Genomic DNA, 15,665 nt, shown 5'->3' with positions numbered 1-15,665 from the left:
TCTCGCACTTATGTCTTGTCAACCAGCAAAAGTAGTGCTGAGATGCGTGCTCAGTAGACGTAAGTCGGCGATGAGGACATGCAATGCGCACGAGGACCCGGCGGTCGAGGACGACCGCGGCCGGTGTCACGGCAGCCCTGGCATTCGGACTGCTCACCAGCTGTGCCAACAGCACAGGACCCGGTAGACCGGACCGGGAGATCACCGTCTGGTCCCAGGAGAACCTCCCCGACAGGGTGGCCGCGACCCAGAAGATCGTCGACGGCTTCGAGAAGAAGACCGGGATCAAGGTCCACCTGGTGGGCGTCGACGAAGGCCAGATGCCCCAGCTGATCATGTCCGCCGCGGCCGCCGGGGACCTGCCCGACGTCATCGGCGCGGCCCCCATGGGCCAGACCTGGCAGATGTACACCAACGGGCTACTCAACACCGACATCCCACGGGAGATCATCGGGGAACTGGGCCGCGGCACCTTCAACGCCAACGCCCTGGACCTGACCTCCGACGGCGGCAAGAGCCTCGGAGTCCCCTCCGACGCCTGGCTCCAGCTGCTGGTCTACCGCAAGGACCAGCTCGACAAGGCCGGCCTCGGCGCCCCCGACACCTACGCGAGCGTCCTGAAGGCGGCGAAGGAGCTCACCACCAAGGGCCACGACGGGATGTCCGCCGCCACGGACCCCAGTGACGTCTTCACCTCGCAGAGCTTCGAGAGCCTCGCCCTCGCCAACGGCTGCCAACTCGTGGACGACCGGCACGAGGTCGCCCTCGACTCACCGCGCTGCGAGGCCGCCTTCGACACCTACGACAAACTCGCCCGCGACTACGGGGCACCCGGCACCCAGACCGTCGACTCCACCCGCGCCACCTACTTCGCGGGCCGCTCCTCGATGGTCATCTGGTCCTCCTTCCTGCTGGACGAGCTGGCGGGACTGCGCAAGGACGCGCTGCCGAGCTGCCCCGAGTGCAAGAAGGACCCCCGCTACCTCTCGGACAACAGCGGGATCGTCACCGCGCTCAAGGGCCCGGGCGCGGCCCGGCCGGCGCAGTTCGGCGAGATCACCTCCTGGGTGACCACCAAGACCGCCGAGACGGCGGCCTCCCGCGAGTTCATCGAGTACATGATGGGCGCCGGCTACGAGTCCTGGTTCGGCATGGCCCCCGAGGGCAAGATCCCCGTCCGCCGTGGCACCGCCGCCCAGCCAGAGAAGTACCTGGACGCCTGGCGCCACAGCGACCTCGGCGTCGACACCCGCAAGCCCCTGGACCAGGTCTACTCCGACCGGCTCCTCACCCAACTCGCCGACGGGGTCACGAACATGCGCCGCTGGGGCATCACCCAGGGCGAAGGAGCCCTCGTCGGGGCCACCAACGGCGAACTGCCCGTCCCCAAGGTCATCGGCGCCATGACCGGCGGCCAGCTCACCCCCACCGAAGCGGCCCGCGAGGCCGACGACGAAGTCGCCGCCCTGAAGAAGTCCCTGCAGTAGCCGTTCGCCGCACGTCACCAGAGGTCTCGTCATGACAACAGCCCCATCGGGCGCGAAGCAGCGCCCCCAGCCCCCGGGTCCGTCCGACAGGAAGCCCGACACCCCCGCGGCTCCCCGCCGGCCGATGACCGCGAGCCGGCGCGCGAACCGCGCGGGACTCGCCTTCGTCTCACCCACCTTCCTCGTCGTGCTCGTCGTGGTGGTCCTGCCCATCCTGTGGACGGTGCTGCTCGCCTTCCAGGACGCCAAGCTCGTCGACATCCAGGGCATGGGCCTGTTCGGCAACTGGTCCCTGGACAACTTCAGCCAGGTCTTCGGCTCCGAGGGTTTCTGGTCGAGCCTGTCCACGACCCTCGTCTACACCGTCGGCGCCACCGGCGGTTCCGTACTGCTCGGACTGATCGCGGCGCTCGCCCTGCGCAAGCCCTTCCGCGGCCGGGGCCTGCTGCGCGCCGCGATGCTCCTGCCCTACGTCGCGCCGGTCGTGGCCGTCGCGTTCGTCTGGGAGGTCGCCCTCAGCCCGCAGTACGGCGTGGTCAACGACTGGGGCCGGCGCCTGTTCGGCTGGGACGACCCCATCGCCTTCCTCTCCACCCGCGAGTACGAAGTCCACCTGCTGGGCCTGCACTTCGACATCCCGCTGGCCCTGCTGACCGTCATCGCCTTCGAGACCTGGCGCTACTTCCCGTTCGCCTTCCTCTTCATCCTGGCCCGGCTCCAGGCGGTGCCCGACGGCCTGGAGGAGGCCGCGCTGGTCGACGGCGCCACCCCCAGCCAGCGCTTCCGGCACATCCTGCTCCCGCAGCTGATGCCCGTGATCGCCCTGCTGTGCGTGCTGCGCTTCATCCTGACGTTCAACAAGTTCGACGACGTCTACCTGCTCACCGGAGGCGGCGCGGGCACCGACGTCGCCGCCGTGCGCGTCTACGACTTCCTCACCGCCCGCTACGACGTGGGAGCGGCGGCGGCCCAGGCCCTCGTCCTGGCCGGCTGCCTGGTGATCCTGCTGGGCCTCTACTTCAAGTTCTTCGGCAACAAGGTCCAGGAGGAAGCGTGACCCGCAAGGCGGCCCTGACCCGGGCCCGATTCGAGGAGCGGTTCTTCGGCGTCCTGCGCTGGTTCGTCATCGCGTTCCTCGTGGTGATCACCGTCCTGCCCTTCTACTACATGGTGCTGCTGTCGCTGAAGCCCATCGACGCGCTCCTGCTCGACCCCGGCTCCCTGTGGGTGTCGGGCAAGGACTTCACCCTCTCCACCTACCAGGACGTCCTGCGCTCCGCCGACGACGGCGGCCAGGGATTCCTGAACTTCCTGCTCAACTCCGCGCTTGTGTCGCTCGGCACCGTGATCCTGACCCTCGTCGCCGCCGTGCCCGGCGCCTACGCCGTCAGCCGGCTGAAGTTCTTCGGCCACCGCCAGATCAGCGCGTTCTTCCTCGCCGTGTACCTGTTCCCGACGACGCTGCTGGCCGTCCCGCTCTTCGTCATCTTCGCCAGGATCGGCCTGTCCTCCAGCCTGGTCGGCCTCGCGATCGTCTACGTCGCCCAGACCGTGCCCGTGACGATCTACATGCTGAAGAACTACCTCGTCACCATCCCCTACTCCATCGAGGAGGCGGCGGCCCTCGACGGAGCCTCCCGGCTCCAGACCATGCGCAAGGTGATCCTGCCGCTCGCCCTGCCGTCCCTGATGGCGACCGGGCTGTACGTCTTCATGATCGCCTGGAACGAGTTCCTGTTCGCCCTGCTGTTCCTCGCCGCCGACCCGGACAAGTGGACCGTGTCCCTCGGCCTCGCCCAGCTGTCCAACGGCATCGAGGTGCCCAAGACGGTCCTCATGGCCGGATCCGTGGTGCTCACCATCCCCGTGGTACTTCTGTTCTTCGCCGCCGAACGCCTGCTCACCGAGGGCCTCACCAGCGGCGCCGACAAGAGCTGAACAATGGGGGAGCACATGATGACGCCGAACCAGGCCAGTCCGGGCGAACTGCTCGACCTGATCCGCAGTGGCCGGGCCAACACCCGGGCCGACCTGCAACGCGTCACGGGCCTGTCCCGCTCCACCGTGGGACAGCGCCTGGACCTCCTGAACCGCGCGGGCTGGCTCCGCCACGCCGAAGGCACCTCCACCGGCGGGCGTCCCTCCCACCGGCTGGTCTTCGACCCGACGCACGCCTCGGTCATCGCCATCGACCTGGAGACCCGCCACGCCCGCGCGGCCGTGCTCGACCTGGCCGGCACGATCCTCGCCGAGCACACCGCCCCGCTGCACATCAGCGACGGCCCCGACCAAGTCCTCGACCGGCTCGCCGGCTGGTTTCCCGACCTGATCGCCGCCGCCGGGACCGACCCCGCGCACATCTGCGGGATCGGGCTGTCCGTCCCCGGCCCGGTCGAGTGGGAGACCGGCCGGGTCGTCCAGCCGCCGATCATGCCGGGCTGGGACCAGTACCCCATCCGCGAGCGCATGCAGGAGGCGTACACCCAGCACGTGGGACGCAGCCTGGAGGACGGGCCCGTGCCCGTCTTCGTCGACAACGACGCCAACCTGATGGCGCTCGCCGAGTACCAGGCGAGCCACCGGGAGTGCTCCGCCTTCGTCCTGGTGAAGGTCTCCACCGGCATCGGCGCCGGAGTCGTCGTCAACGGCGAGGTGTACCGCGGTGTCGACGGCGGCGCCGGCGACATCGGGCACATCCGCCTGCACGACCGCCCGGACGCCCTGTGCATGTGCGGCTCCCACGGCTGCCTGGCCGCCGTGGCCAGCGGGCGCGCACTCGCCCGTGAACTGTCCGAGCTCGGCCTCGACACCGCCTCGGGGTCGGACGTCAGACGGCTGCTCGCCGACGGGCACCCCGACGCCATCCGGCTGGCCCGGGAGGCCGGACGGCGCGCCGGGGAGGTCCTCGTGACCGTCGTGACCCTGCTCAACCCCGGAGTCCTCATGCTCGCCGGCGACCTCTCCGGGGTCCCCTTCATGACCGGCGTCCGCGAACTGCTCTACCAGCGCGCCATGCCGCGCACCACCGCCAACCTCCAGATCGTCACCTCCCGACTCGGCGACCACGCCGGCCTCATCGGGGCCGCCGCCATGGTCGTCGAGTTCCTCTACTCTCCCGAACGCGCCGACGTCCGCCTCACCGCGCACACCGGCTGACGGCGCCCGCACAGACAGGACACCCCCCGTGACCGCCGCACCAGCAGCGTGGACCGACCGCCCGGTCGAGGTCGGCCTCGTCGGAGCCGGGCCGTGGGCCCGCGCCATGCACGCCCGCATGCTCGCCACCGGCTCCGAGACCCGCCTCGCCGCGGTCTGGGCGCGCCGCCCGGACGCCGCACGCGAGACCGCCGCACCGTACGGCGCCCGTGCCGTCGCCACGTTCGAGGAACTGCTCGACAGCTGCGAGGCCGTCGCCTTCGCGGTGCCGCCCGCCGTCCAGGCCGAACTCGCCCCGCGCGCGGCCAAGGCGGGCAAGGCCCTGCTCCTGGAGAAGCCCCTCGGCCCGGACCTCTCCTCCGCCGAGCGGCTGGCCGACGCGGTGGACGAGGCCGGCGTCGTCTCCCAGCTCGTGCTGACCAAGCGGTACCACCCGGTCACCCGTGCCTTCGTCGACGCCGCCCGGCGACTCGACGTCGCCGGGGCACGCTCCTGCTACCTCCACGGCGCCTTCCTGGGCGGCGACTTCGCCACGACCTGGCGCCTTGAGCACGGCGCCCTGCTCGACCTCGGCCCGCACCTCCTGGACCTGCTGGACGCCGCCGTCGGACCCATCGCCCACGTCCGCGGGACGGGGGACCCGCGCCGCTGGATCGAGCTGACCTGCGAACACGTCAACGGCGCGATCAGCCAGGCCTCCCTGTCCGGCTCGGTGAACCTCCCGCACGCCGTCACCCGCGTCGAACTCTTCGGCCCGCACCCCGAACTCGTCTACGACACCGCCGAACTGGACCACGAGGAGTGCTGGCCCGTGCTGCGCCGCGACTTCGCCGTGGCCGTGCGCACCGGCAGGAGCCCGGAACTCGACGCCCGGCGCGGCCTGCACCTCCAGCGGCTCATCGCCCAGGCCACCCCGGCCGCCTGACCCGGGTGCCGAGTGCGACGGCCAAATCTCTGAGCTCGACGGGTAGTTGACGTCGGCACGGACCGGGCGGCACCGCACCGGGGGCCCCGGCGACCACCGCCCACGCCTACTCCGTGCGCAGTGCCGTCGCCAAACGGGTCCGGGCCGCCCAGCCCGCCGGGAGCAGCGCGCCGAGGAGGGCGATCGCGAGACCGGCCAGGCCCAGCAGGGCCAGGTGCCAGGGCGCGTAGACGTCGAGGACCGACGGCGGGAGTCCGGTGCCCGCGGCGCGTCCCATCACCGGCAGGACATGGCCGTGCAGCGCGAGTCCGGCCGGTACGCCGAGCAGGGCGCCCAGCACGCCGATCACGCCCACCGAGGCGAGGACGAGCCCCACGGTCTGCCGCGGCGACATGCCGAGCGCCTTGCAGACACCGAGGTCGTGGACGCGTTCCCGGGTGTCGATGACGACGGAGTTGAGCACCCCGAGGCCGGCCACGGAGACCAGCATGAGGGTGAGCAGGCCCGCCATCGCCTCCAGGAGCAGGATCATGTTCTCCCGCTCCGAGGGGGTGCCGGCGATCGCGTCGCCGCCCAGCGGACGTACCACCGCGGCCAGCTTCGCGGCGTACTCGGCGGGGACGACGCCCGGCTTCACGTCGACCTGGTACACCTGGGGCTCGGCGCCGGCGAAGTCGGCCATCCGCGCGTGGACGCGCAGACCGCCGTCCGACGTGTCGAAGACCTCGCCGACGATCCGCAGCGCCCGCGTCCGCCCGGCGTACGTCACCCGCACCGAGTCACCGACTGCGGTCGCGGTCTTCTCCAGGAAACGCGTGGGCACGACGATCTGCCCGGCGCGCTCGATCCAGTGCCCGGAGATCATCTCGTAGCCCGCGTCCCCGGAGTCGCCCTCGTAGAGGGTGGCCCGCGTCGGGCCGGCGAGACCGGTCGCGCTCACGTCCACCTCGCTCGTGCCGTACGCGGAGGCCGTGCCGGGCTGCGCCTCGACGGCGGCACGTACCCGCGCCGGGTCCGCGGCCGGCCCCGGCGTCCCGTCCTTCTCCCTGCGGACGGGCCCACTCCCGTCGCGGGGCGCGCCGCCGCCGGTGATCACGGTGACCGCGACCCGGTCCTCGGGGTCCTGCGCGTCGCCGACCGCGTTGAGCGACGCGGTGAGTCCGACCGCGAACGTCGCGGCGACCGTCCCGAAGGACACCGCCAGCAGCAGCGCCGCCGCGCGGACCGGGTGCGTGAAGGGGGCGGCGAGACCGTAGGTCACGGCCCGCGGCAACGGGAGCCGCCCCGCCGCCCGGTGGGCCCACCGGCCGCGTCCGGTCCTGGGCGCCCGGCCGACCGCGATGGCCTCGACCGTCCGCAGCCGCCCGGCCCGCAGCGCCGGCACCAGCGCCGCGAGCGCGACGACCAGCAGCGCCGCCGCCGGAACCACGACGTCCACCCACCACGCCACCGACAGCGAGGCGCCGCCGTACGCCTGCTCGGTGTCCTGAAGCAGCGGCACGGCCAGCAGGTTGCCCAGCACCACCCCGAGGGCGATACCCGCGCTCGCCGGGATCAGCGCCTGCGCGACATAGGCGCGCACCACCTCGCGCGGTGTGAAACCGATCGCCTTGAGGATGCCGATCCTGCGCAGGCCGGTGCCGACGGCGCCGCCGATGACACTGCCGACGATGATCACCGACATGACGATGCCGAGTACACCGAAGGCGACGAGGAACGGGATGGTCGGCGCCGCGCCCCGGTCGCTCTCCCGCTTGGTGTCCAGGTAGGACTGGCTGCCCAGCAGCGCCCCGGACGGCACGGCGGCGGCGATCCGCTTCAGCCCGGCGGTGAGGTCCGCGCTCGTGCCCGCGGAGTCCAGCCGGTAGAGCATCTGACGGGTGAGCGGGTTGTCCGCCGAGGCAAGTGCCTCGACCTGAGCGGGAGTTGCCCAGGCGTCGGCGGTCCTGCTCGTCGACACGGCAAGGCCGACGACGGTCAGCGCCCTGCCGTCCGCCGCGTCCGAGGCGCGCAGCACGGTGCCGAGTCTGAAGGCGGGGCCGGCGAAGGACGCGGAGAGCACGATCTCGCCGGGCCCGGCCGCCCAGCGGCCCGACGTCAGGTCCAGATCGTCCACGTCGGCGTGCGGCGCGGACCGCCCGACCAGGGTGAGGCGCGGCAGATGACCGCCGCCCTCGTCCACCGGGCTGACCGTCGTGGCGGGGTACGGTCCCGCGCTCGCGCCGACGCCCTCCTGCCGTGCGGTGGCCGCTACCCGGTCCGCGCTCGCCTTCCCCGGGTCGAAATGCGCGGTCAGGTGTGCGCCGTGCTGTCGGGCGAAGGCCCGGTCGAAGGGCGCGTGGGCGGCGACCATGAGCGAGCCGGCGACCACGGCCGAGGCCACCGCCATCATCGTGGCGACCGCGACGACCACCGTCTGCACGCGCCGCCGGCCCACGCCGGACCGTACGACGCGGCCGAGCGCGCCGGTGCCGAGGGGGCTCAACGGACCGCCTCCGCCCGCGAGTCGAGGGCGAGGTGCCCGTCGACCAGGTGGATCGTGCGGCTCGCGCAGGCCTCGGCGAGCGCGAGGTCGTGCGTGACCAGGACGACGGTCTGGCCGCCTTGGTGCAGGTCCACCAGCAGGTCCCGTACGTCCTGTCCCGAGGCGGTGTCCAGCGCGCCGGTCGGCTCGTCGGCGAGGAGCAGCGCGGGCCGGTTCACCAGTGCCCGGGCCACCGCGACCCGCTGGCGCTCGCCGCCGGAGAGCCGTCCCGGGTAGGCGCGGGCGTGCTGGTGGATGTGGAGCAGCTCCATGAGTTCCGCGGCCCGGGCCGCCGCCGTCCGCCGGGAGGTTCCGGTGAGCTGGGCGGGAAGCTGGATGTTGTCGGCGACGGTGAGGTCGTCGAGGAGGTTGAAGAACTGGAAGACCATGCCGACGTGTTCGCGCCGGAAGCGGGCCAGCGCGTGCTCGCCGAGCCCGTCGATCCGCCGCCCGGCCACGGTCACCGTGCCCGCGGTCGGCTGGTCCAGGCCCGCGACGAGGTTCAGCAGCGTGGACTTGCCGCTGCCGGAGGGGCCGGTCACGGCGAGTGCCTCGCCCCGGTCCACGGAGAGCGTGAGCGGGCCGAGCACGGGTGCGCCGGCGCTGTCGTAGCGCTTGGCGGCGCCCTCCAGCTGGATCACCTGGGTCATGGGAGTGGTCCGTCCTTCGGATCGGTCGGTACGGGACGTGCGGTGCCGGCCAGGTGAACGTAGGGGCCGGACGGCCGGGGGCGCGTCGGCCGCGGCACCGACATCCGGCCCTCCCCGCGGAGGACCCGGCGCGGGGTCCTCCCTGCGGCGTACTCCCCGGGTACGGAGGTCCGGTCGCACAGGCGGACGCGGCGCCGGGGGAGCGGGCTCCACAATGACCGGATGGAGACGGACGGCCGACCGGCGTGGCGGCGACGACTGCGGGACGCGCTCGCACCGGAGGGGCAGCCGCCCCCGCCGCCGAGGCGCGCCGTCTACGCGGACGTGGCGCTGGCGGTCGTACTGACCGTCATCGCCCTGTACGTGGCGGCGCGTTACCCCGGCGACGGACCGGTACGGGTCGGGCCTGGCGGCGCTTACGGCCCGATGCCTCCGGTCCCTCCTGAGCCGCCCCTGCCCCCGGCCCCCGGAGGGCCGCTGCTGGAGGAGCGGCCCCCCACCGCGCACTGGGCGCTGGTCGTGCTGTCGGCGCTGCCGCTGGCGGCGATGCGCCGCCGTCCGCTGGCCGTGTTCACGGTGGTGCTCGGCGCCGCGCTGGTCATCGGGGACGACGCCTCCTGGATCAACGTGCTGACCTGCGTCATCGCGGCCTACGGCGCGGTCGTCCACAGCCGCCACCGGGCGCGCGCGACGGTCGGGCTGATCGTGGCCGCCGTCCTCGCGGCCTTCGCGTTCCGGGAGACGGAACCCATGCTTCCGGGATGGTCGAGCCCCGCGGTCGTGCTGCTGGTCGCGGGGGTGCTGGCCGGTCTGGTCCGCTTCTGGCAGAGCCGGCTCGCCGCCAGCCGGGAACGCTTCACCGCGTTGCAGCAGGGACAGGAGGAGGCCATGCGCCGGGCGGTGGAGGAGGAACGCGCCCGGATCGCCGCCGAACTCCACGACGTCGTCACCCACAATGTGAGCGTGATGGTCATTCAGGCGGGCGCGGCCCGTACGGTGATGGACGCCGCGCCGGAGCGCTCGAAGGAGGCGCTGCTGGCGGTCGAGGCCGGCGGCCGGGCCGCCATGGCGGAACTGCGGCACGTGATGGGCCTGCTCGCCGGACCCGACGCGGGCCGCGCCGAGACCCCCGCCGACGGCCTCGAACCGCAGCCCGGTCTGGCCCGGCTCGACGCCCTGGTCGTGCAGGTCCGCGCGGCCGGGACACCGGTCGGCGTCGCGGTCTCGCTGCCCCCGGACCCCCTGCCGCCCGGCGTGGACCTCACGGCGTACCGGGTGGTGCAGGAGGCGCTGACGAACACGCTCAAGCACGCGGCGGGCGCCGAGGCGTCGGTCGTGATCGGCTACACCGACGACCGCCTGGAGATCGAGGTCGTCGACACCGGCGGGGCACAGGACCGTCCGCCGGTGGACGGCAACGGCCGCGGGCTGATCGGACTGCGTGAGCGCCTGGCGGTCTACGGCGGCGACCTCACCGCCGGCCCGACCCTCGCCGGCGGCTACCGGATCAAGGCCCGGGTGCCGTGGCGGACCGCGTGAACGAGCCGGCGCTGCGCGCGGTCATCGCGGACGACCAGGCCCTGGTCCGCACGGGCTTCGGGATGATCCTGGCCGCCGACGGCATCGAGGTGACGGCCGAGGCGGCGGACGGGGCCGAGGCCGTCGCCGCCGTCCGCCGCACCCGGCCCGACGTCGTCCTCATGGACATCCGGATGCCGAACATGGACGGCATCGAGGCCACCCGGCACATCCTGGGCGACGCGGGCCTGGCGGGGACCCGGGTCGTCATCCTCACCACGTACGACCTGGACCACTACGTCTACGCGGCGCTGACCGCGGGCGCGAGCGGGTTCCTGCTCAAGGACGTCACCCCGGAGCATCTGGTGGCCGCCGTACGCCTGGTGCGGTCCGGGGACGCCCTGCTCGCGCCCGCCATCACCCGCCGGCTCATCGAACGCTTCGCCCACCGGGAGGAGGCGCCGACGCCCGGCGTCCACAGCGACCTGTCCGAACTGACCCCGCGCGAACTGGAGGTGCTGCGCCTGCTGGCGACGGGGCTGAGCAACGCGGAGCTCGCGGAGCGGCTGTTCCTCAGCCCGACGACGGTCAAGACACACGTGGGCCGCATCCTGTCCAAGCTCGGCCTCCGCGACCGCGTCCAGGCCGTCGTCCTCGCCTACGAGACGGGGCTGATCTCCCCGGGCGGTCCCGCGGGGCCCGCCTGACGCGCCACCCCGCGGCGGCTAGACGCCCCGGCGGATCCGGGCGGCCTTGCGGGCCTCGGCGGTCTGGCGGGCCTCGGTGGCCCGGCGGGACTCGCCGCCGACGCGGCCCGGGCGGGTGCCCATGCCGCGGAACGGGGTGCCGCCCCGCTTCGGACGCTCGATGACCGGGGCGCCGCCGACCGGCACCCCGGACGGCGTCTGCGCCCCGGTGATCCGGCTCAACTCGGCCTCGCCTGACCGCACTTGGGTGACCTGCGGCCGGATGCCCGCCACGGACATCAGGCGGCTCATGTCACGGCGCTGGTTGGGCGTCACCAGCGTGACGACGCTGCCGGACTCCCCGGCGCGGGCGGTACGGCCGCCGCGGTGCAGGTAGTCCTTGTGGTCGGCCGGCGGGTCCACGTTCACCACGAGGTCGAGGTCGTCGACGTGGATGCCGCGCGCCGCGACGTTGGTCGCGACCAGCACCGAGACGCCACCGGACTTGAACTGGGCGAGCGTACGGGTGCGTTGGGGCTGCGACTTGCCGCCGTGCAGCGCCGCGGCCTTCACCCCGCTGCTCAGCAGGTGCCGGGTGAACTGGTCGACCGCGTGCTTGGTGTCGAGGAACATGAGGACGCGCCCGTCACGGGCGGCGATCTCGGTGGCCGTGGCGTACTTGTCGGTGCCGTGCACGTGCAGCACGTGGTGCTCCATCGTGGTGACCGCGCCCGCCGACGGGTCGACCGAGTGGACGACCGGGTCGTTCAGGTAGCGACGGACCAGCAGGTCGATGTTGCGGTCCAGCGTCGCGGAGAACAGCATGCGCTGGCCGTCCGGGCGGACCTGGTCGAGCAGCTCGGTGACCTGCGGCATGAAGCCCATGTCGGCCATCTGGTCCGCCTCGTCCAGGACGGTGATGCTCACCCGGTCCAGACGGCAGTCCTTGCGCTCGATGAGGTCGGTGAGGCGGCCGGGGGTCGCGACGACGACCTCGGCGCCCGAGCGCAGCGCACTGGCCTGGCGTCCGATCGACATCCCGCCGACGACGGTGGTGAGCCGCAGCTTCAGCAGCCGGGCGAAGGGCGTGAGCGCGTCGGTGACCTGCTGGGCCAGCTCGCGCGTGGGGACGAGCACGAGGGCCAGCGGCTTGCGGGCCTCGGCGCGCTGACCGGCCGTACGGGCGAGGAGGGCGAGGCCGAACGCGAGCGTCTTGCCGGACCCGGTGCGCCCGCGGCCGAGCACGTCACGGCCCGCGAGGGAGTTCGGCAGCGTGGCGGCCTGGATGGGGAACGGCTCGTGCATGCCCAGCTCGGTGAGCTTCCCGAGCAGCTCGGCGGGAAGATCGAGTTCCCCGAACGCCGTGACGGCGGGGAGAGCGGGCGTGACGGTTACCGGCGGCGCGAACTCACCCTGCGGTGCGGAGGGGCGGCGCCCGGAGCCGTCCGGACGGGTGACGGGACGCCCCTGGCCCTGCGGGCGGAAGCGGGCACCCCGGTCGGAACCGGCGAAGCCGTCTTTACGCTTTCCGGAGTAACGGTCGTTCGTGCGAGCTGAACGGTTCATGGAGAACCTTCCTCGATATGGCACGTATCGAGGAATTCTCGGCAGCCGTGGGCCGAACGAATTGCAAGAACGAGCCGAATGCAAATAAAACCCGGCCGGTCGCCCGGCGCGGGAAGACGGAGGGGCCGGCGGAAGAGGGCCGGAAATCCACTGGAATGGACGACCGGCCCGCGTCCGCGGCCCCGTGCCCGAGGCCCGGAGGTACGCGGTTCACCCTGCGTACATCGGCGGGACACCCGGGAAAGCGACAAGCTGGGGCCCGCACCGCGAGGTGCGGGCCCCAGCTGTCTAGTGCGCTGTCAGCGTCAGGCGGGAGTGATGTTCTCCGCCTGGGGGCCCTTCTGGCCCTGCGTGACGTCGAAGTTCACCTTCTGGCCTTCCTGGAGCTCGCGGAAGCCCTGGGCGGCGATGTTCGAGTAGTGGGCGAAGACGTCCGGGCCGCCACCCTCCTGCTCGATGAAGCCGAAGCCCTTTTCCGCGTTGAACCACTTAACGGTGCCAGTAGCCATGTCTAATTCTCCTTCGGGGCTGTGCCCAGGGGCCCGCACTGTGTGGACCCCGGCGTCGCCGTAATGAACCCCGTCCGGAAAAACAGCACCGGAAATACAAAAGTGCCCGACGACGATATGTCGTCCAAGGCACTTGAAGTTTACGGGAACCACAACTGCAACTGAGATTGAGCCTAGCATGATGTGCGCTTGGGGGCGCGGCAAGTACGACTTTCGGAGCGTCGTGTCGTGCCCTGAGGCCGTATTTCTCACTTCGGCGGCGCATATTTCCTGCGCTGCCGGTGCGGCGGGCGCGATGGATCTCCGCGACGGGCAGGCCGAGGTGACCTTTCGCGCAGATGTGCCCGAGGTGGCCGAGGCGCGCTGTGGGGGCGGCTGGGGAAGGCACACGGCGGCGGCCGCGGCAGGCGGATCCGCCGTCCGGTCCGGTGTCGAGGGGAGGCCGCTCATGGCCAGTACGTTCCAGGAGCGCAAGTTGCGGGGGATGTTCGCGGCGTTCGACGCGGACGGTGACGGCTTTCTGCGCGAGGGCGATTTCACGGAGCTGGTCGCCCGCTGGAGCCGACTGCCGGGGGTGGAGCCCGGCACGCAGCTGCGCGGCCGGGTGGAGACGCTGCTCATGGGCTGGTGGGCGGCGCTCCTGATGGCCGGGGACGCCAACGGGGACGGCTCCGTCGATCTCGGCGAGATGCTCGCCCTCGTCGACCGGCTGCCGGCCATGGCCGACGCCGTCACGGCGACCGCCGACACCCTCTTCGATGTCGTGGACGCCGACGGTGACGGCCGTATCTCCCCCCAGGAGCACCGCGCGCTGGTCGAGACCTGGACGGGGCGGCCCATGGACCTGACCGGCGTCTTCGACCTGCTCGATCCGCAGGGCGAGGGCCACCTCGGCCGCGAGCGGTTCGCGTCGCTGTGGCGCCAGTACTGGATCAGCGACGAGCCGACGGAACCCGGCAACTATCTCTGCGGCCGGTTCCCCGCCTAGGGAGTACTCGTCGCCCCGTCGGCGTCGTCCGCCGGAAGGCCGCCCGCGCCGGGCGGCCTTCCGGTCTGTGCGGGGGCTGAAGCGCCCTCGGGGCGCCCGCGTCGCGCCGCCCGCTCGCCCGCGTCCGTGGAAACCGCGGCGGACCTCTGGACAACACCGCCGACCCGCTCCAGAATACTGACTACTCCATACTGTATGCAGTTTGCTCTCCGTTCGACGGTGACGCGGTTCCGATCCGACCCGAGTGAGGTAACCCACCATGTCGACTTCAGCGCACCGCCCCACGCGAACCGCCGGGACCGCCGTCGACGACGTGCCGGTCACGGAGCGGCTCGTGGAGGCCAACAGGGTCTACGCCGCGAGCTTCGCCGACCCCGGCATGGGCGCCCGGCCGGTGCTGGGCGTGGCCGTGGTGGCCTGCATGGACGCCCGCCTCGACCTGCACGCCGCTCTCGGCCTGGAACTGGGCGACTGCCACACGATCCGCAACGCGGGCGGCGTGGTCACCGACGACGTGATCCGCTCCCTCACGATCAGCCAGCGCGCCCTCGGCACCCGGGCGGTCGTCCTCATCCACCACACGGGCTGCGGTCTGGAGTCCCTCACCGAGGGCTTCCGGCACGACCTGGAGCTGGAGGTCGGCCAGCGCCCCGCCTGGGCGGTGGAGGCCTTCGCCGACGTCGAGCAGGACGTACGGCAGTCCATGCAGCGCGTGCGCACCTCACCGTTCCTGCCGCACACCGAGGACGTACGCGGCTTCGTCTTCGACGTCAGGACGGGCCTGCTGAAAGAGGTCGACCCTCGGGTCTGACGCCTCGCCCGACCGGGCCGCCGTCCGACGGCGGACCCGCACACCACTCCCGAGGGGGTCGCCCCGTGTCGTACCGCACCACGCTCACCCACGTCCTCAGCACCGTCATAGCGCCCGGTGCCGCCCGGACCGGAGCCGAGGGGAGGTTCCCCCGCGGCGCCGTGACGGAACTGGGGCGGGCCGGGCTGCTCGGCCTCACCGTCTCCGCCGAGTCGGGCGGCGGCGGGCGCGGGCTGCCGGAGGCCGCCGAGGTGGTGGCCGAGGTCGCGCGCGTCTGCCCGGCGACCGCCGCCGTGCTGCGGTCCCACTACGCGGCCGTCGCGGTCGTCGAGGCGTACGGCAGCCCGTGGCTCCGCCGTGAGATCGCCGCCGGACGCCACCTCAGCAGCCTCGCCCTGGCCGAGGTCGGGGACGAACAGCCGACTGCGCGGGGCGAGTCGCGGTCCGGTGGCCCCACGGCCGTCCGCACCGGCGAGGTCGTCGCCCTGCGCGCGCACAAGCGGCGGGTGGTCGCGGCGGGCGAGGCCGACAGCTACGTGTGGTCGTCCCTGCCGCTGGCCGCGCCGGACGGCCTGACCCTGTGGACCGTCCCGGCCCACGCCCCCGACCTGTTCGTCCCCGCCCGGCCCGGCGGGCCGGGGCCCCGAGGCAGCGCGACCTCGACCGTGTGCGCCGATCCGGTCCTCGTCCCCGCCGACGCGATGCTCGGGCCGGACGGCGGTGGGCTGGACATCGTGGTGCGCACGGTCACGCCCTGGCTGCTCGAACTGCGCACCGCCGCCGACGACCACGCGGTGGCCGACACCCGCACTCCGGCCGTCGGCACTCTCGCGCCGTCCTGAGGA

14 protein-coding genes are annotated in these 15,665 nt (G+C 72.7%); 10 read left to right on the top strand and 4 right to left on the bottom strand.

Annotated features, from left to right (window positions below):
- Positions 1–83: 83 nt before the first annotated feature.
- The 5 genes from ACFYQQ_RS01685 to ACFYQQ_RS01665 are packed head-to-tail and all read left to right on the top strand — an operon-like array spanning position 84 to position 5,568.
- Positions 84–1,487, top strand: coding sequence for an extracellular solute-binding protein (locus tag ACFYQQ_RS01685; RefSeq protein WP_355787161.1), 1,404 nt, complete (start codon positions 84–86; stop codon positions 1,485–1,487).
- 31 nt (positions 1,488–1,518) lie between these two features.
- Positions 1,519–2,544 carry a sugar ABC transporter permease gene (locus tag ACFYQQ_RS01680; protein WP_355787158.1) on the top strand — a complete coding sequence of 342 codons (1,026 nt, stop codon included), beginning with the start codon at positions 1,519–1,521 and terminating at the stop codon, positions 2,542–2,544.
- The gene (locus ACFYQQ_RS01675) at positions 2,541–3,425 is read left to right on the top strand and encodes a carbohydrate ABC transporter permease (protein WP_355787155.1); all 885 of its coding nucleotides are present in this window, start codon (positions 2,541–2,543) and stop codon (positions 3,423–3,425) included. The genes ACFYQQ_RS01680 and ACFYQQ_RS01675 overlap by 4 nt, the downstream gene beginning before the upstream one ends.
- A 3-nt stretch (positions 3,426–3,428) precedes the next feature.
- A complete protein-coding gene (locus ACFYQQ_RS01670; protein ID WP_388902873.1) occupies positions 3,429–4,643 on the top strand; it encodes an ROK family protein in 1,215 nt (404 codons plus the stop codon).
- A 28-nt stretch (positions 4,644–4,671) separates the two neighbouring features.
- Positions 4,672–5,568 carry a Gfo/Idh/MocA family oxidoreductase gene (locus ACFYQQ_RS01665; RefSeq protein WP_355787153.1) on the top strand — a complete coding sequence of 299 codons (897 nt, stop codon included), beginning with the start codon at positions 4,672–4,674 and terminating at the stop codon, positions 5,566–5,568.
- A 106-nt stretch (positions 5,569–5,674) separates the two neighbouring features.
- Here ACFYQQ_RS01665 and ACFYQQ_RS01660 read toward each other — a convergent pair whose 3' ends face one another.
- Positions 5,675–8,053: an FtsX-like permease family protein gene (locus tag ACFYQQ_RS01660; RefSeq protein ID WP_388902870.1), complete on the bottom strand. Its 2,379-nt coding sequence runs from the start codon at positions 8,051–8,053 to the stop codon at positions 5,675–5,677.
- The gene (locus ACFYQQ_RS01655) at positions 8,050–8,742 is read right to left on the bottom strand and encodes an ABC transporter ATP-binding protein (protein WP_355794595.1); all 693 of its coding nucleotides are present in this window, start codon (positions 8,740–8,742) and stop codon (positions 8,050–8,052) included. The genes ACFYQQ_RS01660 and ACFYQQ_RS01655 overlap by 4 nt, the downstream gene beginning before the upstream one ends.
- Before the next feature lie 222 nt (positions 8,743–8,964).
- Here ACFYQQ_RS01655 and ACFYQQ_RS01650 point away from each other — a divergent pair, with 222 nt between their 5' ends.
- Positions 8,965–10,281 carry a sensor histidine kinase gene (locus ACFYQQ_RS01650; RefSeq protein WP_388902866.1) on the top strand — a complete coding sequence of 439 codons (1,317 nt, stop codon included), beginning with the start codon at positions 8,965–8,967 and terminating at the stop codon, positions 10,279–10,281.
- Positions 10,266–10,967 (top strand): response regulator transcription factor, encoded by a 702-nt coding sequence (locus ACFYQQ_RS01645; protein ID WP_356171466.1) that lies wholly within the window; start codon positions 10,266–10,268, stop codon positions 10,965–10,967. Before ACFYQQ_RS01650 ends, ACFYQQ_RS01645 begins: the two co-directional genes overlap by 16 nt.
- Before the next feature lie 18 nt (positions 10,968–10,985).
- On the opposite strand, the gene ACFYQQ_RS01640 is transcribed toward ACFYQQ_RS01645, so the two are convergent.
- Together ACFYQQ_RS01640 and ACFYQQ_RS01635 are read right to left on the bottom strand one after the other, a co-directional pair.
- Complete coding sequence (locus tag ACFYQQ_RS01640) at positions 10,986–12,512, bottom strand: DEAD/DEAH box helicase (protein ID WP_388902862.1); 1,527 nt, start codon at positions 12,510–12,512, stop codon at positions 10,986–10,988.
- A gap of 305 nt (positions 12,513–12,817) precedes the next feature.
- Complete coding sequence (locus tag ACFYQQ_RS01635; protein ID WP_100580096.1) at positions 12,818–13,021, bottom strand: cold-shock protein; 204 nt, start codon at positions 13,019–13,021, stop codon at positions 12,818–12,820.
- Positions 13,022–13,469: 448 nt separating this feature from the next.
- On the opposite strand from ACFYQQ_RS01635, the gene ACFYQQ_RS01630 reads away from it, so the two are divergent.
- From ACFYQQ_RS01630 to ACFYQQ_RS01620, 3 genes are all read left to right on the top strand, one after another.
- Positions 13,470–14,009: an EF-hand domain-containing protein gene (locus ACFYQQ_RS01630; protein ID WP_356171473.1), complete on the top strand. Its 540-nt coding sequence runs from the start codon at positions 13,470–13,472 to the stop codon at positions 14,007–14,009.
- Between the two features lie 259 nt (positions 14,010–14,268).
- On the top strand, positions 14,269–14,820 hold the full coding sequence (locus tag ACFYQQ_RS01625; protein WP_388902859.1) for a beta-class carbonic anhydrase: 552 nt from the start codon (positions 14,269–14,271) through the stop codon (positions 14,818–14,820).
- Positions 14,821–14,885: 65 nt separating this feature from the next.
- Positions 14,886–15,662 carry an acyl-CoA dehydrogenase family protein gene (locus ACFYQQ_RS01620; RefSeq protein ID WP_355795329.1) on the top strand — a complete coding sequence of 259 codons (777 nt, stop codon included), beginning with the start codon at positions 14,886–14,888 and terminating at the stop codon, positions 15,660–15,662.
- Positions 15,663–15,665 lie beyond the last annotated feature (3 nt).

Source organism: Streptomyces sp. NPDC005496, assembly GCF_042872045.1.
In the GTDB taxonomy this organism is placed as follows: Bacteria; Actinomycetota; Actinomycetes; order Streptomycetales; family Streptomycetaceae; genus Streptomyces.
Note: the sequence above shows the minus strand (reverse complement) of the source record. Positions and strands in the feature narration are given on the sequence as shown.